This is a genomic window from Pseudoalteromonas aurantia 208, from assembly GCF_014858725.1.
In the GTDB taxonomy this organism is placed as follows: domain Bacteria; phylum Pseudomonadota; class Gammaproteobacteria; order Enterobacterales; family Alteromonadaceae; genus Pseudoalteromonas; species Pseudoalteromonas aurantia.
In genome coordinates this window covers 382409-402753 of the sequence record NZ_AQGV01000013.1, presented here as the reverse complement: position 1 = coordinate 402753, position 20345 = coordinate 382409, and the positions used below count along the sequence as shown (strand labels likewise).

Genomic DNA, 20345 nt, shown 5'->3' with positions numbered 1-20345 from the left:
CATCACAAAAAGGTTATTTTCTTGCGTTGTCGCAAAGAAGCAGATGATTCATGCTATTGAATTTACGCAATGCGTTATGCCATATCAATAAGTTGCGTTATGGCTTTTACAATTCCCTCTGAGGCTTCGGAGATTGAATTAGCCAACATGTAAGCGGGTGTGCATATGACTTTTTGTTGTAGGTCAATAACAATATCGTTGGCTGCACAGTCAACGTGCTTGGCTCCAAGTTGCTCTGCTGCGAGTGCTGTGTCAGGATCGTTACCGATGGTTGTGAGCGTCCCTTGTGGATGAATATGACCAATTAGTGCTGGGGCGATACATAAATAGGCAATGGGCTTATTTTGTTGACTAAACTCTTGGCAGGCTGCTTTAAAAATATCTAATATTGTAGAGTTCGCGCCCGAAAAAGCAAAGTCACTGAGATTTTTAGCAACACCAAAACCTCCAGGTACTACGAGCGCATCAAAGTGTGAGGTATTTAATGTCGCGAGATCATGAATATTACCACGTGCTATGCGCGCTGCTTCAATTAGGATGTTACGTGAGTCCTGTTGCGTTTCCCCATTAAGGTGATTGATGACGTGGTGCTGGTTTAAATTAGGTGCAAAACATTCATACTGGGCGCCTAGTTGTTCTATATGTAGCATTGTCAGTACAGTTTCGTGGATTTCAGCACCATCGAAGACGCCACAACCACTTAAGATGATCGCAATTTTTTTCATGAAATGTTCTCGTTTAGTCAAGTATTAAAGGCTATATACTTGGAGTAGTGTAGCGACTAGCAAAAATATTATAAAGGATCTTCTGTGATCTTAGATCGTTTATGGTAGTATACCCTCCCGCTCGAAAATAGTAGCTTGATTTTTGAACGGAGTGTTCTAATATTTTTGCAGCGTAAAAATGTTTTTCCACATTTCTTAATTTTAATATATTAAAAAATAACATAGATTTTTTTATTGATATCAGATATTTAAAAGATTCCGAGGGCATTTATCTTTATGTCAGCTGCGATTTTCTGTGTTTATCTACAAACTTATCCACAGATTGTTCCCCTAATTAGAGTACATTTACCTGTGTAATACTCCTCGTCTTATGGTTAGTCGTATGGCATGCTTACGATGTTTTTATTGAAGCTCATTTAGGATCCCCCTTATTATGTCTCAGATCCCAGAAAATCCTTTGATCTTGGTTGATGGTTCTTCTTATCTTTTCCGTGCGTATCATTCGCCTCCACATTTAACAAATTCAAAAGGGGAGGCCACAGGTGCTATTTACGGTGTTATCAATATGCTTAAGAGTTTATTGAAACAATACAAACCAAGCCATATGGTGGTGGTATTCGATGCGAAAGGGCCGACATTTAGAAATGAAATGTACAGCGAATATAAAGCGAATCGTCCACCAATGCCCGATGACTTACGCACACAAATAGAGCCTATTCACGAAATTATTAAGGCAATGGGTTTGCCGCTCGTTTGTATTAGTGGTGTTGAAGCTGACGATGTTATTGGTACATTTGCGAAGATTGCATCAGAGCAAGAGCGTGCAGTGCTAATTAGCACTGGCGATAAAGATATGGCTCAACTTGTTGATAAACATGTCACGTTAATTAATACCATGACGGATACGATCTTAGATCCTCAAGGTGTGGTTGATAAGTTTGGTGTTGCACCTGAACTCATTATCGATTATTTGGCGCTCATGGGAGATAAAGTAGATAATATTCCTGGGGTCCCTGGTGTTGGAGAAAAAACGGCATTAGCCATGTTGCAGGGCTTAGGGGCCATTGACAACTTATACGCTAATTTAGACAAGATTGCCGGCTTAGGTTTTCGCGGTTCGAAGACAATGGCGAAAAAATTGGAAGAGCACAAATCTCAACTAGAGTTGTCTTATGAGTTGGCTACAATCAAGTTAGACGTTGAAGTCGAGCAAGACTTAGATACGTTTGCTGTTACTGAAACAAATAAAGATAGGCTTATTGAGCTCTTTGCGGAGTGTGAGTTTAAACGCTGGCTTGCTGATTTATTAGATGGCAATGAAGCGGCAAAAGTAAATCAAGCAGTATCAGAACCGACAGTACCGACTGTAGAAGCAAACTATGAAACTATTTTGACCCAAGCGCAGTTAGATACGTGGTTAAAAAAGTTAGAAAATGCTGATTTAATTGCTTTTGATACAGAAACAACCAGTTTAGATTACATGCAAGCTGATTTAGTTGGGATGAGTTTTGCGGTAGAACCTGGTGAAGCTGCTTACTTGCCTATTGCGCATGATTATATGGGGGCTCCAGAGCAGTTAGACAAATCTCTCGTGTTTGAAAAAATGGGGAAAGTTCTTGCTGATCACTCAATCAAAAAAGTAGGTCAGAATCTCAAATACGATAAAAGCGTGCTAGCACGTGCTGGCTTAGTATTAAATGGGATTGCATTTGATACTATGCTTGAGTCTTATGTACTTAATAGTGTTGGCACGCGCCATGATATGGATTCTCTGGCATTAAAGTATCTAGGCCACAAAAATATTAGTTTTGAAGAGATTGCGGGCAAAGGCAAATCACAACTCACGTTTAACCAAATTGAGTTGGAAAAAGCGGCACCTTATGCTGCGGAAGATGCTGATATTACTTTACGCTTACACTTACATTTATGGCCATTACTGGAAGAACACGTATCGTTGCTATCTGTGTTTAATGACATTGAGTTACCTTTGCTAAAGGTACTATCAGAGGTTGAGCGCACAGGTGTTAGTATTAATAGTGATATGTTGGCACGCCAGAGTGTTGAAATTGCAGAGCGATTAACCGATATTGAAAAATCGGCTTTTGAACTCGCAGGTGAAGAGTTCAATTTAAGTTCTCCTAAGCAACTGCAAGCAATTCTCTTTGAAAAGCAAGGGTTACCAATAATTAAGAAAACTCCCAAAGGGGCACCTTCGACGGCTGAAGAAGTATTGCAAGAATTAGCACATGATTACCCGCTTCCAAAGTTAATTATTGAACATAGAGGGCTAGCGAAGTTAAAGTCAACTTATACAGATAAATTGCCTAAATTGGTGAACCTGGATACTGGCCGTGTTCATACTTCTTATCACCAAGCGGTAACTGCAACGGGGCGTCTCAGCTCAAGTGATCCAAATTTGCAGAATATTCCTATTAGAACCGAGTCTGGTCGTCGTATTAGGCAAGCATTTATTACCGACTCTAATAAGGTTATTTTAGCAGCCGATTACAGCCAAATTGAATTACGAATTATGGCTCACTTGTCACAAGACAAGGGATTATTGAGCGCTTTTGAGCAAGGAAAAGATGTGCACAGTGCCACAGCATCAGAAGTGTTTTCAGTTGAGTTGGAAGACGTCACAGCTGATATGCGCCGTAAAGCTAAAGCAGTGAATTTCGGTTTAATTTATGGAATGAGTGCATTTGGCTTGGCTCGCCAGCTTGATATTCCACGCCATGAAGCACAGCATTATATGGATAAGTATTTTGAACGATTCCCTGGTGTGCTTGAATATATGGAGCGTACACGTGAGGAAGCCGCAGATAAAGGGTATGTAGAAACTCTATTTGGCCGCCGCTTGCACTTGCCTGATATTAATGCGCGCAATGGAGCACGTCGAAAAGCCGCGGAGCGTGCTGCGATAAATGCACCCATGCAAGGTACTGCAGCAGACATCATTAAAAAAGCAATGCTAGATGTATATAATTGGCTACAAACACAATCAACAGATGATGTTCAATTATTAATGCAAGTACACGATGAACTGGTGTTTGAAGTTGCCACAGATAAGGTTGATGAGTTTAGTGCCGTGATCTGCACCTTGATGTCTGAGGCGGTATCGTTAGACGTTCCACTTATTGTTGAAGCCGATTATGGTGAAAACTGGGAACAAGCACATTAAATCAAGCATGTTATGTAAAAACCCGATAGTAACTAAGTTACTTATCGGGTTTTTTATAAGGTTATATCCTGTTTCGCTTATTGGAAAACAACATTCTCACTATTTGGTAACGCTTGGAATTCCGTCGCAAGCTTTTCACAATCTATGATAATGGCACTTTCTAAACGCTCTTCTGCGCGCCATCTTTGTTTATCCATTTTGAAGATGTCTTTTTTAGAGTATTTTTTTCGACTCTCGTGTGTCGGCATATCCTTAACTTCTTCATACATTTGATATATTCCCGGATATATATCCGACAATACAATCTCTTTGTCGAAACTATACTGAGAGATGAGTACCCAAATCCTCAAACAGCCTTCGGAATACTCACATTGTTTCTCTTTCATTGCACGGGCAATAAGGTTAATGCTATCCGCGAGATTTGCGTTACGTTTTTCTCGAGCTTTTTGTAGCTTGGCTTGCTGCTCTATTTGCTTTGAAGCAATTTTTGCTTTTTGGACTTTCAATTGCCAAAGCAGTTTACCGGCGTAAAATGATAAACTCGCAACAATAATTACTCCAAGGGCGATTAGAAGTACCCAAGTTATTGACATTACTTGTCCTCATCATCAGCTAGCCACTCATCAGCTAAATCATTACTGACGAACGATGACATAGGATCATCAGCTATGACATCTTGCTCTTCGAATTCGTCGTCAATGCCTAAGATTTCGCATAGCTCTTGATGGCGAGCAATTGCACGATTAAAATATTTTGCATCTTTACCAGTAAGCAGCTCACCACGTTCATGTCGGTCTAATAAAGCCATTAAACGTTCGTCATCTTCTAATTGGCTTAGCTCTTGTTCTGGGGTTAAGGTTGCTTTTACTTTCTTTAGCTCTACTTGAGGCGACAAATGACGCTGCAGTTTAGGTTCTACGACTGGAACTGTTTGTTCAGAGATCAACGCAATCGGCTTTTTACTTCCTACGCGCTTATCTTTGTTCTGTTGGTTGCCAGATACGGGAGTGTCTATTTTTGCATCTTGGGCATTACGCGAACCAGGCTTAGCCCCTTTGTGCTTTTTGGTGCGCTGCTCTTTAATTGCACGCAGCTCACGTAGTTTATCTTTGCTTAATCGTGGTGTGCCGTTACTAGGCGCTACTTTTCGATTTTTTTTCTCTCTAGTCATGATAGTTCTTCACTCAACGCGTGTTGCGTTATTGGTTTGGTAAGGATAATGACGTCATTGCCAATAAATTCGAGTTTGCAGTTAAACTGCAAAGCGATATATTCAAATGTGTTACGGCTAAAAAATGAAATATGTGTTTGATCATTTTTATAATGCCAGTTAGTGAAACGTTCAGCATTAATAACCAGTTTAGTCATTATAACAAGGGGTGCCTCAGGCTTTAATAAGCTGAATAATTGCGTTAGTACAGTTTGGGGATGAGCAAGGTGCTCAATAACCTCTGTACATGTAATAAAGTCGTATTTATCACGAAGTACCGTAATATCGTTTGCATAGTATAGGTCATATATAGCCATGCTATGTCCAGCATCTGACAACACTTTAGCGAGCAGAGGGCCTGGGCCACAGCCAAAGTCCAGACCACTGCTAGGCACTTTGAGCCTAAGAAGCAGAGGGTCACTCACTCGCGACAAAAATTGTTTATAGCCTAAGTCTTCAAGTGAGTTTTCATGACTGTCATAAATAGCCTTTTCTTGCGTGGGGGTGAGATGTTGATGTTTGCCAACAAATACTAAATCGCACTGTCGGCATTGCCAATAATCACGGCGCTTATCGCTATGATAGAAGCTAATATCGGCAGAACCACACAGGTTGCAATGAGAGACTGATTGCACGAGAAACTCTTAGGAAATAAATTAGGGCGGGTATTATAACAGCAATAAAACAATGCATAAATAAAAAGACGGTAGAGATCACTCTCTACCGCCTGCTAATCTGAGCGTCACAATTCGGACACTTCTCCCTTCGACTTTTTAAGTCTTTGTTATTTTTATTATGTTGTCATCCATTTTGTTTTTATTTTTACTTCCGTGCTTCTTTCCATATTGTTTTTATTATTAAACTTCCATGCATTTATTATTATCGGTCTTCTCTGACTCTTTATTGTTATTTCCTTTATGATGATACCCATTCGATATCAAACATGTCACCTACGCTTCCCTATCGACTTGTCCCTTTTATTGTTTTGCCTTGGCGACAGCAATTAATCTACGCTTTATTGAATTAGTTACAACTAATTAATAACAAAATTCTTACGGAGTGTTGAGTGAGTAAATTTAAAGTTCTTTTATTACATGTATTTAATGTTTTTTTATAGATTAAAATAAGTTAAAGCGCACAAAGTTATATGGTCAATGTCTTACAGTGGGTTTGAGATATATCGCAATCAGTGAATATAAAAAAAGGCAGCGTGATGCTACCTTTTTTTTACGTATGATAATTTTTTATCAGTACTTTATAATTTTCTATACAACTTTAGTCGTTACCTATTAATGTAAACCACTTAAATATTTGGATAATACTTCAATGTCTGTGTCAGTTAGCTTTTTCGCAATATCACCCATCATGCCATTCATGTCATTGTTACGACTACCATCACGGAATTTCTCAAGTTGAGCTTTGATATATTCTGGATGTTGGAATGATATTTTAGGGAACTTTGCTAATGATGTTCCATTACCTCGAGGACCATGACACGCGGCACATGACGGAATGCCTCGTTCAGCGTCACCAGCGCGGTATAATTTTTGCCCAACGTTTACAACATCTTCAGGCGTAGTTCCTGCATTCATATTTAAAGTTGAGAAGTAAGCTGCTAAGTCTTTCATATCCTGATCTGATAATGGCATAGCCATACCACTCATGACCGGATCCATACGACCTTCACTACCACCTGATGTCATACCAAGCTTAAATTCCTTCAATTGCTTGTAGATATAATCGGCATGCTGTCCGGCAATTTTTGGATAAATATTAACAGGCGCATTGCCATCTGGGCCGTGACACGCTGCACACGTTGCAGACTTTGCTTTACCCGCTTCGGCGTCGCCATCAAATGCTGTTGCGTTGCTTGCTGACAACGTACCAAGCAACACTGTTAAAGTTAATGCTATTTTTTTCATGGTAAATTCTCTGTTTCCGACCCTGTAATCTAAAACCCAGGCGACGCGAAAAAGGTACTTTTCGTGCTGCTTGAGTGAACAAACTCTATCTTTACATTGCAATTTTTACATTCTACACGATATTGAATTCTCTGGCACGTTTTCTGCTCATATTAGACCTATAAATTATGAGGTTTTGACTTAGATTAAGTTTGTAATGTGCAAAATTCACCTTTTTATCTAGATTTGATCGTCATTGTTTGCTTTTGCACGGCGAGTATCTGATATAAACTATAGCGGTCATTGCTATTAGTTTTTTGTAGGAGAGCTTGTGCTCAAATCCCGTATTAAGTATAACACTGCTAGTTTTATTACCAGCGCCCCTGATATTTCTAAATTACCCACCGACGAAGGGATCGAAGTGGCGTTTGCAGGCCGCTCGAATGCAGGTAAATCCAGTGCATTAAATGCATTAACTGACCAGAAACTTGCGCGAACAAGTAAAACGCCCGGTCGTACGCAGTTAATAAATACTTTTGAACTTGATGCACAAAAGCGCCTCATAGATTTACCAGGATATGGGTTTGCTAAAGTGCCTATTGAAATGAAGAAAAAATGGCAACGTTCATTAGGTGAGTATTTACAAAAGCGTAAGAGCTTGAAAGGCTTGGTGGTGCTAATGGACATTCGTCACCCATTGAAAGATTTAGACATGGATCTGATCAATTGGGCAGTTGATAGTAAAATTCCAATTTTGGCCTTGCTGACTAAAGCAGATAAATTGAAACAAGGTAAACGCAAAGCTGAAGTGCTCCAAGTACGTAGGACTTTATCTGAATTGAATGCAGATATTACTGTTCATGCGTTTTCTTCTTTGAAGGGGATAGGTTTGAATGAGTTAGGGTGGAAACTAGATGATTGGTATTTGGGGCCGTTTGTAAAAGAAGAAACAGCCGAGCCGCAAGAGTAGATCGTTATTAGCATAAATAATAGCGATTATTGGCTGAGTTGAGATAAGCCCCTTTGCTATCTTGCTCAGCTATATCAGCCCATTGATAATAAACAGAGCGCTGTATGCGAGCGGTCAGTCCGTTAGGCAGACAGAGATAAGGGACTACTTGCCCACAGTATAACTTTGTGATTAATGGAAACTGCTCACAAATGGGCCATTGTCTTCCGAGATTATCCTCACATACTATAACCGATTGCGTTCCTAGCTGATAAGTGGTCCAAGTTTTGATTAAAAAAGGTACGTCAGCGACCTGTATTTGACACTTTTCTGATGGGGTAATGAGTGTATATATACCTTGACTGTAATTTAATACCGATGCAAAGAGCTTCATCATTTCTAGGCGAGTAATTTCACTGCCTTGATGGAACCAGCGCCCTTGGTTATCGATTGACATATCAATTAACCCACAAGGGGCTGTTCGCCATAGTTGGGTTGGGGCATGCGGTGTTACTAACACCGCAATCAGTTCATTAAGGCTTTTCATTGAATGTAAGGCTGAATGTAACTGGTACCGTGGTCGCAATAGTATCAAGACCCGCTATTTTTCTTAAAGCTTCAATACCAGACGTTAAACCATAGGAGGTTGAGTTGATTAAAATGGCGCGTAATGGGGCAATATGTAGCTGGGTATTGTGCTTGTTAACGACTAAATCCATTCTTATGTTTTGCTTATGGCCATGCAGCTCTAGAGAAGCATTTACACCTTTTATTATTTGAGTACCGTTTTTTAAGCTTGAAAGTTGCTCTGATACGTTTGCTGAGATTTTTCCGCTTGGAAAATTGGTAACGTTAAACAACATTGATTGCATACGTTGATTACGAATGGGGATCATAGACTCCACACTGCTCAAGTCAATCTCAAGCTGTAATTGTCCTTGCGCATCAATTTGTCCATGTAGTTTTTTAAAATGGTGATTTTCAGCAATGTGTGTTTTCTTGATAGATGTAAAGCTTAAATCACTATTTTGATTATCTAATTGCCATGCCGCGAATACGTTGGTAGACATGAAAGCTATAGCGAATATAAGAGGTTTTAGCACGATGGAGCCTTATTTTTTAAGCAGTAAAGGCTCATAATATCATGTGAAGGTGGGGAGAGTATGAAACGCCACAAAATAAGTACTCATTATGCTTGTTGTAATTAAAAAGGCTCGGAAGAAAAACACGGCCCACTAAAGCAGTGAGCCGTTATAGCAATCTGGGGAGAAGCTATCAATACGGTGTATCCTCTTACGAGAGATACATCATCAACAGGATGTCCTACAGGATGAGGACGCGCGCACTTTATCAAATAGATTGTTAGAAATAAATGGTTTTAGCAAAAATTGGGCCAAATTGATATTTTATATACATTTCATTGTATATTTTAACTGTTTCTTTACTTGGTACTGGGCTGCAGAGCACGGGCTATAAGCCTTTTTACGTATCACCTTAACTTGTAAATTAAAGGTACTCAGTGTTTGAATGTGCATGGAAGATCGGTAGAGGCTTATAAAAAGTTGTTACATCCACAAGAATAATGCTTTAAAATACTGGCTCTTTAAACGCCTGTTATTTCAGATGGGTGAATATCAGATGGGTGAATAGTAGTACTTTCCAATGGTTACGTTTTATAAATATACAGTGAACTGGTGTTAGTTCGAATTACGATACTAACAAAAAGGTAGTCTGTTATTTACAAGGTATTGAAAACCTTTGATAGGGACTAATCATGAGTCATGTTTTCTTTTTCGTTTTGCTATCAGTGAGTATGTTAAAAATTATTTTAAATGAAAGAGTGATGATTGAATGCTGTTGATGATTGATAATTATGATTCATTTACTTACAACTTAGTACAGTATTTTCAGCGATTAAATCAAGACGTACTAGTTAAAAGAAATGATGAGCTAACACTCGCACAGATCCGAGCATTAAACCCAGAGCATATTGTACTTTCTCCTGGACCCTGTTCGCCTAACGAAGCCGGTATTTCATTATCAATAGTTGAACAGCTACAAGGAATTTATCCTATTTTAGGGATATGCTTAGGCCATCAAAGTATTGCACAAGCACTGGGGGCGAAAGTAATTCGAGCGCGGCAGGTTATGCACGGTAAAACAAGCGTTATTCGACACAATAATGGCGGGGCATTTTTAGGACTGCCAGAGCGTTTTAGCGTATGTAGGTACCACTCTTTAGTTGTTGACAAGCATTCAATTCCCGATGCATTGAATATTACCGCTTGGACTGTCGATGAGCACCAGCAAATAGATGAAATTATGGGGCTATGCCACAATGAGTTAGCTTTAGAAGGCGTGCAATTTCACCCTGAAGCGGTTTTAACCGAGCAAGGTCTAGCATTACTTGATAACTTTCTCCGACGCTTCTAACCTATAACTGTATCATGCTAAAGGGCGAAAATATTTAGATATGACTGAAAACACCAAGCAGATTAGGATAGCTCAAGCTTTGGCGGAACGAGCTCACGATTTACTCATAAGTCACAATTTTGCTCAGCAACAAATTGGGTACATTCATACGCTTGAAATAAACTATGGTGAGAAAATTGCGCAACGTACGATGCTGGAAGTTGAAATAGCCGCAGCCGCCAAACGACAGCAAACAAGTACCAGCCACCATAAATATATTGCGAAAGCGAGTATTCACTTACATCAAATAATAGAGTCCTCAATAGAAACTCAATTAGAAGATCTGGATAACATTTATCACGAAGTAATAGGTATTCAAGACTCAGTGCCCACTATATTGGACTTGTTGGCGGTTAAGTCTGCATCAATTGGTCGCTTAGAGCCCTTAGTGAATGATTTACCTTGGTTGGGTCGTGATCTTGTCTCTTTAGTGAACTTACCGCAATATCGAAAACAAAATACAAAAGGGACATCTATAAAGGTGGATACCCCCGCCTTGGCTTTACGGTATTTAGGGCTCGAAAATTTGCAAATGGTGATCCCCACATTTGCTATGCGGCATTGGATGCCACATTCCACAGAGCCTTTTTCCTTACTAAAGCGTAAACTAAGGGATATGAGTATGTCGACAGCGATTGCTGCTAAAGAGTTGGCACCATTATATGGTGTTAAAGAGCAGCATGCTTTTACGCTTGGAATGTTAGTTGATGTGGGAAAAATAGCGTTGACCCGTTTGTATTTACATACATTTGAAAAGGTATGGCAAGACAAAGTTCAAATAGCTCGAGATAAGAGCCATAAAGATCTTCACACGGCATTGTTAGAATTAGGGCCAGATCCACTTTTTCTAAGACATTTATTGTTAGAGCGTTCTGCAACTTTGTCTCGTACTTTAGTAGAGAAAATGGCGTTTCGGTATTTGCCTTTTAATGCCGTAATGGAAGAGTTTAGCGCGGGCTATTTACCGACGGAGACTCAACATGTCACAGACCCTTTGCCATTAACTGAAGTGGTCAGGAAAGCACATGGTTACTCGCAATACTTATCATTAAAGGACAGTCAACTGATCGAGCCAGACGAAGCACAGGTGTGGTTTATGCATTTAGGATTGTCGCAAGACGAACAAAAAAAACTGGCAAAATGCGCGTTCCAAAGCCTTCAGCTGACAATTTAGTAGAAATTAGATAAATTTTTTTACGACTATTCATTCAAGTTGAGCTTTTACTCATTTTGAATGGCGACTTGATAGCTTATAGGATCTCCTTACTTTCTTGTAGATAGTTATTCACTCACTATGAAAATTTACCCCGATCCCTTGATTAGTAAGGGCTGTGAGTAAGTCTTATATGAGACTTTTGCTTATTTTTCTGGAATAATAACCGAATGAATTTTGCACCATGTGGTAATTTTTGTGCACTGAGTCTATAAAGGTTCTTGCTTTTTATTCCACATCATAACGTGCTGTACTCAACCAAATGAGGAAAATAAATGACTATTAATCGCGAACTATTCGATCAAGTAATGGTACCGAACTACGCACCTTCAGCCATTATTCCAGTGAAGGGTGAAGGCTCTCGAGTGTGGGATCAAGATGGACGAGAGTTTATTGATTTCGCAGGCGGTATTGCGGTGAATTGTTTAGGCCATTGTCATCCCGCTTTGGTTAGTGCGCTTAAAGAACAAGGCGACAAGATTTGGCACTTATCGAATGTAATGACAAATGAACCGTCACTACGTTTAGCGAAAAAGTTAGTTGATGCCACATTTGCAGACAAAGTATATTTTGCCAACTCTGGTGCAGAAGCAAATGAAGCGGCATTAAAGTTAGCACGCCGTTTCGCGCTAGATAACTACGGCGAGCAAAAATCACAAATTATCTCATTTAATAAAGGCTTCCATGGCCGTACATTCTTCACTGTTACGGTGGGTGGTCAAGCGGCATATTCAGATGGTTTTGGTCCGAAGCCAGGCGATATTGCCCATTGTGACTACAATGATTTAGCTGCGTTTGAAGCACTTATTTCAGATAATACTTGTGCAGTTATGATGGAGCCATTGCAGGGGGAAGGTGGTATTGTTTCTCCTGAAGCTGACTTTGTGAAAGGCGTACGCGAGTTATGTACTAAGCACAATGCGTTATTGATTTTCGATGAAGTTCAAACAGGTGTTGGCCGTACAGGTGATTTGTACGCATATCAAGGGTTAAATATTACGCCTGATATTTTAACAACGGCTAAAGCGCTAGGCGGTGGCTTTCCAATTGGTGCAATGATCACGACAACAGATATCGCAAAACACCTTAAGATTGGTACGCATGGTTCAACATACGGTGGTAACCCACTAGCATGTGCTGTTGCAGAAGCCGCGTTTGACACGGTAAATACTGACGAGGTACTTACCGGAGTTAAGGCGAAAGAAGCGTTGTTCCGTGAGTTACTAACTGCAATTAATGATAAATATAGCGTATTCAGTGAAATCCGTGGTAAAGGTCTATTGTTAGGTGGTGTTGTTGCTGAGCAATACAAAGGTCGTGCTAAAGAGTTTTTAGTCGCTGCAACGCAAGAAGGTGTAATGTCGTTAGTTGCCGGTGCTGATGTGGTACGTTTCACACCATCACTTGTTATTCCTGAAGCGGATATTCGCGAAGGTATGGCGCGCTTTGAAAAAGCGGTAGCCAATGTTGTGGCTAACAACGCTTAATTCTTATTAGGGCCGAGCTTTCTTGGCCCTAATCTACCATCACGTGTTTTTATTTGAGGAGTAAGCGGGCTCATGATGATCCTTCGCCCAATCCAAAAAAGCGACTATCCAGCGCTTTTAAACATTGCTCATGAATCTGGGCATGGTTTTACTTCGTTACCGATTAACGAAGAGCTTTTACAAAACAAGATTGCACGCTCAGAAGCGTCTTTCAAAAAAGAAACAGATGTTCCGTTTGACGAAGGGTATTTGTTTGTACTTGAAGACAGTGAAACGGGTGAAGTTGTAGGGACTAGCGCAATTGAAGCTGCGGTTGGTCTTGATGATGCATTTTATCATTATCACTTGAGCAAAGTGATACACTCTTCGCGTACACTCGATGTTTATAAAGCAGTGGATATTCTTACGCTATGTAATGACTACACAGGTGCAACTGAACTGTGTACTTTGTTTCTCAAAGATGGTTATCGCAAAGGCTTGAATGGTAAATTACTGTCGAAATCACGCTTTATGTTTATTAAACAACACCAGCAACGTTTTGCAGATACCGTTATTGCAGAAATGCGTGGTGTATCAGACGACACAGGTCAGAGTCCATTTTGGCAGTGGCTAGAAGAGCATTTCTTTTCAATGGATTTTCCTACGGCAGATTACCTAACAGGTATTGGCCAAAAGGTCTTTATTGCTGAGTTAATGCCGAAGTACCCGATTTATGTTAATTTGCTCACAGAAGCAGCGCAAGACGTGATTGGAAAAGTACACGATAATACACGTCCTGCCATAGAGTTGTTGAAAAGTGAAGGTTTTACTTTTAATGGCTATGTCGATATTTTCGACGCGGGACCCACTGTAGAAGCGAAGGTAGACAATATTCGTACAGTTCGCGGGGCACAGAGTAAAACAGTGAAAATTGGTGATAACAGCGGTGGTTTCCCTGTGATGATTGCAAATGATAAACTTGTTGGGTATCGCGCGACAGTTGCTGATCTTCATTTTGATAGCAACAGCAATGAAGTTATCATTGGCAGTGAAATTGCGACGGCACTAAATATCGTGGATGGTGACTCGGTCAGCATCTCAACACTCTAATTTGTAGGGACTAATTATGACAACACATCCTGCTCAATTGATAAATGGCGAATGGGCTATAGGCCAAGGTACTGAATTTAATTCAGTTAATCCAGCGAATAATGACGTGATTTGGCGTGCAAATGCGGCATCTGCTGAACAAGTAGACTCAGCCGTTAACGCTGCTCGTCAGGCATTCTTTAGCTGGAGTGATTTGGAGTTCTCTGAGCGTTTAGCAATCGTTAAACGTTTTGCTGAAGTGCTAAAGGCCAATAGTGAAGAGCTTGCCATTGCGATTGCAAAAGAAACCGGTAAACCACTTTGGGAGACGCGTACTGAAGCGGGTGCTATGGTGGGGAAAATTGCAATTTCTGAAAAAGCGTATCAAGAAAGAACGGGGACAGTTGAAAATGCAATGCCGGTAGGGCGTGCGGTGATTCGTCATAAAGCACATGGGGTCGTGGCTGTATTTGGTCCTTATAACTTCCCAGGTCACTTACCAAATGGTCATATCGTGCCAGCTCTATTGGCTGGTAATACGGTTATCTTCAAACCATCAGAATTAACGCCACAGGTTGCAGAGCTAACATTAAAGTATTGGGTAGAAGCAGGCTTGCCAGCAGGTGTGATTAACCTAGTACAAGGTGAAGTTGAAACCGGCAAAGCGTTAGCGTCTCATAAAGGGATTGATGGTTTGTTCTTTACTGGCTCTTCACGTACAGGTCATATTTTACATGAGCAGTACGCAGGTCAGCCGGGTAAGATTTTGGCGTTGGAAATGGGTGGGAATAACCCACTGATCGTTAAAGGTGCCACTGATACAAAAGCAGTGGTACATGACATTATTCAATCTGCATTTATCTCTAGTGGCCAACGCTGTACTTGTGCGCGAAAGCTATTTTTACCAAAGGGGTCTCAAGGCGATGAAATTCTGGCACACCTTATTCGCGCAACGAAAGCGATTAAAGTGGGTCACTTTGATGATGTCGAACAGCCGTTCATGGGATCAATGATCTCTTCACAAGCTGCTGCGGGTATGGTTTCTGCACAACAACAGCTCCTTGATTTGGGTGCTGAGGCTTTGATTGAGTTGACGCATACGGATGGAACTGGTTTTGTAACACCGGGTATTTTAGAGTGTTCAAACGTTGCTAATTTCCCTGATGATGAGCATTTTGGTCCATTATTGAAAGTGTTCCGTTTTGATGATTTCGATGCGGCAATTGAAAAAGCGAACGATACAAGCTTTGGTTTATCAGCAGGTCTATTGAGCGATAGCGAAGCCGATTATGACTATTTCTTACGCCGTATACGAGCTGGTATTGTGAATTGGAACCGCCCAATTACTGGCGCGTCGAGTGCTGCGCCTTTCGGTGGGATTGGGGCATCGGGTAATCATAGAGCAAGTGCTTATTATGCCGCTGATTACTGCGCGTATCCAGTCGCTTCAGTGGAGCTTGAAAAAGTGACATTACCAGGCGCATTAAGTCCAGGTCTAAATATCGATTAAAGGTACTGGTAAGCTTGGTTCTCGGGATAAACTCCCGTATTATCCAAGTCTTTAGAATGATAAAAAGCAGCTCTGGCTGCTTTTTTCTATTTGTCGAGGCTACAAAAGTAGCAATAGGGTTTACTTTCTGCTTAAATCAATAGGAGATATCTTTGATACAATCAGGTGGGCAAAGTATGGTGTTAGATAAGCAAGGATATGACGAGTTAGTCATGTATTTAACGCAAAATTTAACCTTGTTTGAAAAGCCAGGTGAGATAAAGCCTGGTGCGCCAAAAGTGATGGAGTTAATCGAAGATGTGATAGCTGAAAATGTCATTCGCATTTGCGAACAACATACAGAGCTCACAACAGAACAACGTAGCTTGATTGTGCGTGAGGTCGATGGCATTGTGTATGACTTACAAGAAGTGCTTTCAAGTGTGACAGATCAACATGTCACGGTAGAGCAAAACGCATTTATTGAAGAATTTGCTGGCTTGGTTAAGAACTTATTTGATTCAGCAGTTTAAGCTAAGTAGACACTGCGATAAAGGCAGTCAATGATTTTTATAACACCGCCTTAAGGCGGTGTTATAGTTTATAAAGAGGTAGTAGCATGCAAGCAAATGTAAAATGGGTAGAAGGCGACACGTTTATTGGTCGTTCAGAGTCAGGACATGCAGTAGTATTTGATACCGGTGCAGATGGCACAGCACCAAGCCCGATGGAAATGGTACTGATGTCTGCTGGTTGCTGCTCTTCTGTTGATGTGGTGAGTATTTTAAAAAAAGCAAAACAACAAATTGAAAATGTTGAAGTAAAACTTACCAGCGAACGCGCAAAGTCAGCACCTAGAGTATTCACCAAAATGAATCTACACTTTGTTGTGACTGGTACTGATGTGTCAGAAAAGCACTTAGCAAGAGCCGTTCAATTGTCAGCTGAAAAGTATTGTTCTGTGGCGTTAATGCTTGATAAATCAGTAAAAATTACGCATAGTCATGAAGTCGTAGCTGGTGGTGTAAAATAACCCTTTTTCATAGTCTAATTTTCGTATAAAATCCGCGAACTTTTCGTTCTGCATCGCAGATTTACAGTTTAAAGGTTGTCTATCGTGAACAAGCCCTTTGATAAAATTAAACTCCATGGCTTTAACAACTTAACTAAGAGTTTAAGCTTCAGTATTTACGATATTTGCTATGCTAAAACAGAGCAACAGCGTAAAGAGTATCTAGAATATATTGATGAGCAGTACAGTGCTGATCGACTAACGGATATTTTAAAAGACGTAGTGGATATTATTGGCGCTAATGTATTGAACATTGCGCGTCAAGATTACGATCCTCAAGGGGCAAGTGTGACGATATTAGTATCAGAAGAACCTGTTGAACAGCAGACTTTTGATAGTAATGAAACGCCAGGGCCATTGCCTGAATCTGTGGTGGCGCATTTAGATAAAAGCCACATCTGTGTGCATACTTATCCTGAAGCGCACCCGAATGACGGCATATGTACTTTTAGAGCGGATATTGAAGTGTCAACCTGTGGTGTAATTTCGCCACTGAAAGCACTTAACTTCTTAATTCATTCGCTAGAGTCTGATGTGGTTACGATTGATTACCGTGTACGAGGCTTCACGAGAGATATTAGTGGGGTAAAGCATTACATTGATCATGCGATTCATTCGATTCAAAATTACATGAGCGAAGATACAAAAGAAGCCTATCAAATGTTAGATGTGAATGTGTATCAAGAGAACTTATTTCACACGAAAATGATGCTAAAAGAAACGGACCTTAATACGTACTTATTCGGTATTACGACAGATGATTTGAGTAGCGATGAGGAAGAAGAGATCCGCACGCGTTTGAATCGTGAAATTCAAGAAGTGTTTTATGGGCGTAATTTACCTGACGTCGAGTAAATACGGTTACTGGGTAATACAAAAAAGCGCTCGATGATTGAGCGCTTTTTTGTTAGATGAGCTGTCTAATTTATAATTGATAGCTCAATGTTAGTCCGGCAACTCGTGGTTCTCCATACTGCACAAAGGTTTCAGTGTCATAATCTTTTAATGCATTATTACCAAACCTAAACCCTCTCACAGGCACATCACGGTTTGCTAAATTACGCCCCCATGCTGTCAGTGTCCAGTTTTCGCCATAGTAACTAATACTTGCATTGATTAGGTTTTGGTTGTCCGATTGTGCGTTATGGCTGTTTGAATAGTAATAATCATCTTTTCCTTCAATGCCAATTTGTGCTTCTAAGTTATCACTTAGGAAGTAGTTGGCCCGTATAGCATATTGATACCTTGGTGCTTGTGCTTGCTCTCGACCATCTTGGTCTATGCCGCTTTGAGTAATGAAGTCTTCAATTTTTGTATCAAGATAGCCGGCACTATAGGTAAAACTCAATCGGTCAGTATATTGAAAGTTGCCTTCTAATTCTAAGCCGTAGTTACGGCCCTTACTTGCGTTAGCTATATAGCCCGCAAACTGCTGATCTTGTACCTGGAAGACTTTTAGCTGCATATCTTCTCGGTGCATGTAGAATGCACTTAAACTTAGCGTGTGACGTTGATCTTGTGATTGTCCTTTTACGCCAAACTCGGCATTCCACAAGTATTCAGGTGCAAACGTATGATTTTCGGTTGGTACACTTAGGCCTTCGTCATTTGCTTTAGCGAGAGCTTCGCCATTGATACCGCCTATTTTGTAACTGCGAGATAGGCTGGTGTAAATCATTGTGCGAGGTACAACCTGATACTCTAATGCGAGTTTTGTGCCCCACATGGTGTCGTCAGTTTTATCTATGATCTGATTGTTATCAAAGTAGTCCGTGCTGTATCGCTCAGCACGTACACCAGTGATGAGATCAAGGTTTTCTGCTAGGCGTGTTATTTTTTGTCCGTATAACGCGATTTGGCTGACACTATTATTAGAATTGAAGTCAGGGTCATGATAGGTGTACTCGCGTGTAAGCTCTACGTCACGACGCTGTGCGAACAACCCAGTTACCCAATCACTGTCTTTACCCGATAATCTGAATTCTAATGTACCGCGTTGATGATCGCGAGCGTAACTGTCTTTTGATTTATAGCTATATGGATGAAGGCCTGGTGCGCATAATACTGGTTGTTTCGAGTCATTACATACCCAATCTTCGTCATAGCTATACAGTGTATCAGCGTTTAAATGCGTGGTGGTCATGTCTAAATTAAACAGTTCGCTGCCGCTATATTTAGCACTAAGTGCGATGGCATTGCTTTTTTGGTTATCTTTTCCTGGTTCATCGGCAACACTATTGCGACTGTTGTCTAAGGTAAAACCATCGTAACCATTATCAATATCTATGTTATGTGCAGTAATGTGTGTTTCTAGTGTATTGCTCCACACGGTGTGTAGCTTTAATCGTGCTACTTGTTCATCTTGTTGATTGGTTGGTTTGTTTAGATAGAGCCCATCTACGTACCCATCAGAACGTTTTTTAAAAAAGCTCACTCGGGCTGATGTATCTTCGGTAATGCCTGTGCCAGCAGCGATACCAGCTTCTTTACCACTATAATTACTGATACCAAGCTTTAAATTAAGTGCATTACTTGATGTGGGGGCAGTTGACTGCATATCGATCATGCCAGCCATAGCATCAGCACCAAATCGAGTCCCTTGTGGTCCGCGGTAAATCGCCACTTGTTCAACATCAAACAATAAGGCACTACCGCCTAAGCCTGAATAATTAATACCATCAATTTGCATGCCTACACTTGGGTGGATTGGGTCAACAAATTGTGAGCGTAAGCCGATGCCGCGTATTTGGATAAAGCGGCCACGAGATGCTCCTGCGGTGAAATTAACATTTGCAGCGCTGTTTAAAATTTCATCTAAGTATGAAGCGCCTCTGGTTGTATACGCTTGTTGGTCAAATACAGATGCACTGGCACTGAGTGTGAGTAAACTTTCTTTATGAAAGTCTCCTATGACTTCAATTTGTTCAATGTTCTTGTCATCAGCGATAACAGAAGGTGAAATTAAGGGTAAAAGTGCAGCAGCAAGGCATGAGAGTTTTAGCTTTATCATATTTTTGAATGGTTCCATTTGAGTTGGCAACATTTTAGCAAAAGCAGGACAACTTAGAATCATTATCATCTAGAAATATGGTATAAAAACATCCAATTTTTGTTTTCAGGAAGTGTTTGTGCCTTTTTCAGTAGATTTTAAAGTAAGAGATTATGAATGTGACTTACAAGGGATAGTAAACAACAGTGTATATTTTAACTATTTAGAGCATGCAAGGCATGAATTTTTATTGTTTAAAGGGCTGGACTTTGCCGAGTTAGCAAAACGGAAAATTAACTTGGTAGTGATCCGATCTGAAGTCGATTATAAAAGTTCATTGAGACCTGGTGATGCTTTTTTTGTCGAAGTCGAGGCTGTCAGAGTAAGCAAACTTAAATCGCAATTTATCCAGCGGCTAGTGAGAACGGCAGATGCCAAAGTGATGTTAGATGCGGTGATTACATGGACATCAGTCAATGCTCGAGGAAAGCCGTACCTAGAGAAGGAAATTGAATGTGTTTTCAGTTGATTTTTGTTTTTTTGTCCATAAAAAGTATGGTTTTCACAATTGAATATGAATAACAGTGTA

At 40.4% G+C, this 20345-nt stretch carries 19 protein-coding genes; 11 read left to right on the top strand and 8 right to left on the bottom strand.

Annotated features, from left to right (window positions below; all coding sequences use genetic code 11):
* Nucleotides 1–74: 74 nt before the first annotated feature.
* The gene (gene elbB, locus PAUR_RS16995; RefSeq protein ID WP_192508922.1) at nucleotides 75–725 is read right to left on the bottom strand and encodes an isoprenoid biosynthesis glyoxalase ElbB; all 651 of its coding nucleotides are present in this window, start codon (nucleotides 723–725) and stop codon (nucleotides 75–77) included.
* Nucleotides 726–1158: 433 nt separating this feature from the next.
* On the opposite strand from elbB, the gene polA reads away from it, so the two are divergent.
* Nucleotides 1159–3906 carry a DNA polymerase I gene (gene polA, locus PAUR_RS16990; RefSeq protein WP_192508921.1) on the top strand — a complete coding sequence of 916 codons (2748 nt, stop codon included), beginning with the start codon at nucleotides 1159–1161 and terminating at the stop codon, nucleotides 3904–3906.
* Nucleotides 3907–3983: 77 nt separating this feature from the next.
* Here polA and PAUR_RS16985 read toward each other — a convergent pair whose 3' ends face one another.
* The 4 genes from PAUR_RS16985 to PAUR_RS16970 form a co-directional block, all read right to left on the bottom strand.
* Entirely contained in the window at nucleotides 3984–4499 is a 516-nt protein-coding gene (locus PAUR_RS16985) for a DUF2489 domain-containing protein (RefSeq protein WP_192508920.1), read from the bottom strand.
* On the bottom strand, nucleotides 4499–5077 hold the full coding sequence (yihI, locus tag PAUR_RS16980; RefSeq protein ID WP_192508919.1) for a Der GTPase-activating protein YihI: 579 nt from the start codon (nucleotides 5075–5077) through the stop codon (nucleotides 4499–4501). The genes PAUR_RS16985 and yihI overlap by 1 nt, the downstream gene beginning before the upstream one ends.
* On the bottom strand, nucleotides 5074–5751 hold the full coding sequence (locus PAUR_RS16975; protein ID WP_192508918.1) for a class I SAM-dependent methyltransferase: 678 nt from the start codon (nucleotides 5749–5751) through the stop codon (nucleotides 5074–5076). Before PAUR_RS16975 ends, yihI begins: the two co-directional genes overlap by 4 nt.
* Before the next feature lie 654 nt (nucleotides 5752–6405).
* The gene (locus PAUR_RS16970; RefSeq protein WP_192508917.1) at nucleotides 6406–7038 is read right to left on the bottom strand and encodes a c-type cytochrome; all 633 of its coding nucleotides are present in this window, start codon (nucleotides 7036–7038) and stop codon (nucleotides 6406–6408) included.
* 310 nt (nucleotides 7039–7348) lie between these two features.
* On the opposite strand from PAUR_RS16970, the gene yihA reads away from it, so the two are divergent.
* Nucleotides 7349–7987: a ribosome biogenesis GTP-binding protein YihA/YsxC gene (yihA, locus tag PAUR_RS16965; RefSeq protein ID WP_192508916.1), complete on the top strand. Its 639-nt coding sequence runs from the start codon at nucleotides 7349–7351 to the stop codon at nucleotides 7985–7987.
* Nucleotides 7988–7994: 7 nt separating this feature from the next.
* On the opposite strand, the gene PAUR_RS16960 is transcribed toward yihA, so the two are convergent.
* Together PAUR_RS16960 and PAUR_RS16955 are read right to left on the bottom strand one after the other, a co-directional pair.
* Nucleotides 7995–8513 (bottom strand): DUF1285 domain-containing protein, encoded by a 519-nt coding sequence (locus PAUR_RS16960; RefSeq protein ID WP_192508915.1) that lies wholly within the window; start codon nucleotides 8511–8513, stop codon nucleotides 7995–7997.
* The gene (locus tag PAUR_RS16955; RefSeq protein WP_225738464.1) at nucleotides 8500–9036 is read right to left on the bottom strand and encodes a YceI family protein; all 537 of its coding nucleotides are present in this window, start codon (nucleotides 9034–9036) and stop codon (nucleotides 8500–8502) included. The genes PAUR_RS16960 and PAUR_RS16955 overlap by 14 nt, the downstream gene beginning before the upstream one ends.
* A gap of 781 nt (nucleotides 9037–9817) precedes the next feature.
* Between PAUR_RS16955 and PAUR_RS16950 the strand changes: the two genes are divergently transcribed.
* The 8 genes from PAUR_RS16950 (at nucleotide 9818) to speD (ending at nucleotide 17622) form a co-directional block, all read left to right on the top strand.
* Nucleotides 9818–10399, top strand: a complete 582-nt coding sequence (locus tag PAUR_RS16950) for an anthranilate synthase component II (RefSeq protein ID WP_192508913.1) — start codon at nucleotides 9818–9820, stop codon at nucleotides 10397–10399.
* 40 nt (nucleotides 10400–10439) lie between these two features.
* Nucleotides 10440–11612: an HDOD domain-containing protein gene (locus PAUR_RS16945; RefSeq protein WP_192508912.1), complete on the top strand. Its 1173-nt coding sequence runs from the start codon at nucleotides 10440–10442 to the stop codon at nucleotides 11610–11612.
* Nucleotides 11613–11926: 314 nt separating this feature from the next.
* On the top strand, nucleotides 11927–13138 hold the full coding sequence (locus tag PAUR_RS16940; RefSeq protein WP_192508911.1) for an aspartate aminotransferase family protein: 1212 nt from the start codon (nucleotides 11927–11929) through the stop codon (nucleotides 13136–13138).
* 72 nt (nucleotides 13139–13210) lie between these two features.
* Nucleotides 13211–14227, top strand: coding sequence for an arginine N-succinyltransferase (gene astA / locus PAUR_RS16935; RefSeq protein WP_192508910.1), 1017 nt, complete (start codon nucleotides 13211–13213; stop codon nucleotides 14225–14227).
* A gap of 16 nt (nucleotides 14228–14243) precedes the next feature.
* Nucleotides 14244–15716, top strand: a complete 1473-nt coding sequence (astD, locus tag PAUR_RS16930) for a succinylglutamate-semialdehyde dehydrogenase (protein WP_192508909.1) — start codon at nucleotides 14244–14246, stop codon at nucleotides 15714–15716.
* A 176-nt stretch (nucleotides 15717–15892) separates the two neighbouring features.
* On the top strand, nucleotides 15893–16228 hold the full coding sequence (locus PAUR_RS16925) for a DUF3802 family protein (RefSeq protein WP_192508979.1): 336 nt from the start codon (nucleotides 15893–15895) through the stop codon (nucleotides 16226–16228).
* 86 nt (nucleotides 16229–16314) lie between these two features.
* Nucleotides 16315–16728, top strand: coding sequence for an OsmC family protein (locus tag PAUR_RS16920; RefSeq protein ID WP_192508908.1), 414 nt, complete (start codon nucleotides 16315–16317; stop codon nucleotides 16726–16728).
* Nucleotides 16729–16812: 84 nt separating this feature from the next.
* A complete protein-coding gene (gene speD, locus PAUR_RS16915) occupies nucleotides 16813–17622 on the top strand; it encodes an adenosylmethionine decarboxylase (RefSeq protein WP_192508907.1) in 810 nt (269 codons plus the stop codon).
* Between the two features lie 70 nt (nucleotides 17623–17692).
* Here the strand turns inward: speD and PAUR_RS16910 are convergent, their stop codons facing one another.
* A complete protein-coding gene (locus tag PAUR_RS16910) occupies nucleotides 17693–19774 on the bottom strand; it encodes a TonB-dependent receptor (RefSeq protein ID WP_404821702.1) in 2082 nt (693 codons plus the stop codon).
* Nucleotides 19775–19895: 121 nt separating this feature from the next.
* On the opposite strand from PAUR_RS16910, the gene PAUR_RS16905 reads away from it, so the two are divergent.
* Nucleotides 19896–20285: an acyl-CoA thioesterase gene (locus PAUR_RS16905; RefSeq protein WP_192508905.1), complete on the top strand. Its 390-nt coding sequence runs from the start codon at nucleotides 19896–19898 to the stop codon at nucleotides 20283–20285.
* The last annotated feature ends 60 nt before the right edge of the window (nucleotides 20286–20345 follow it).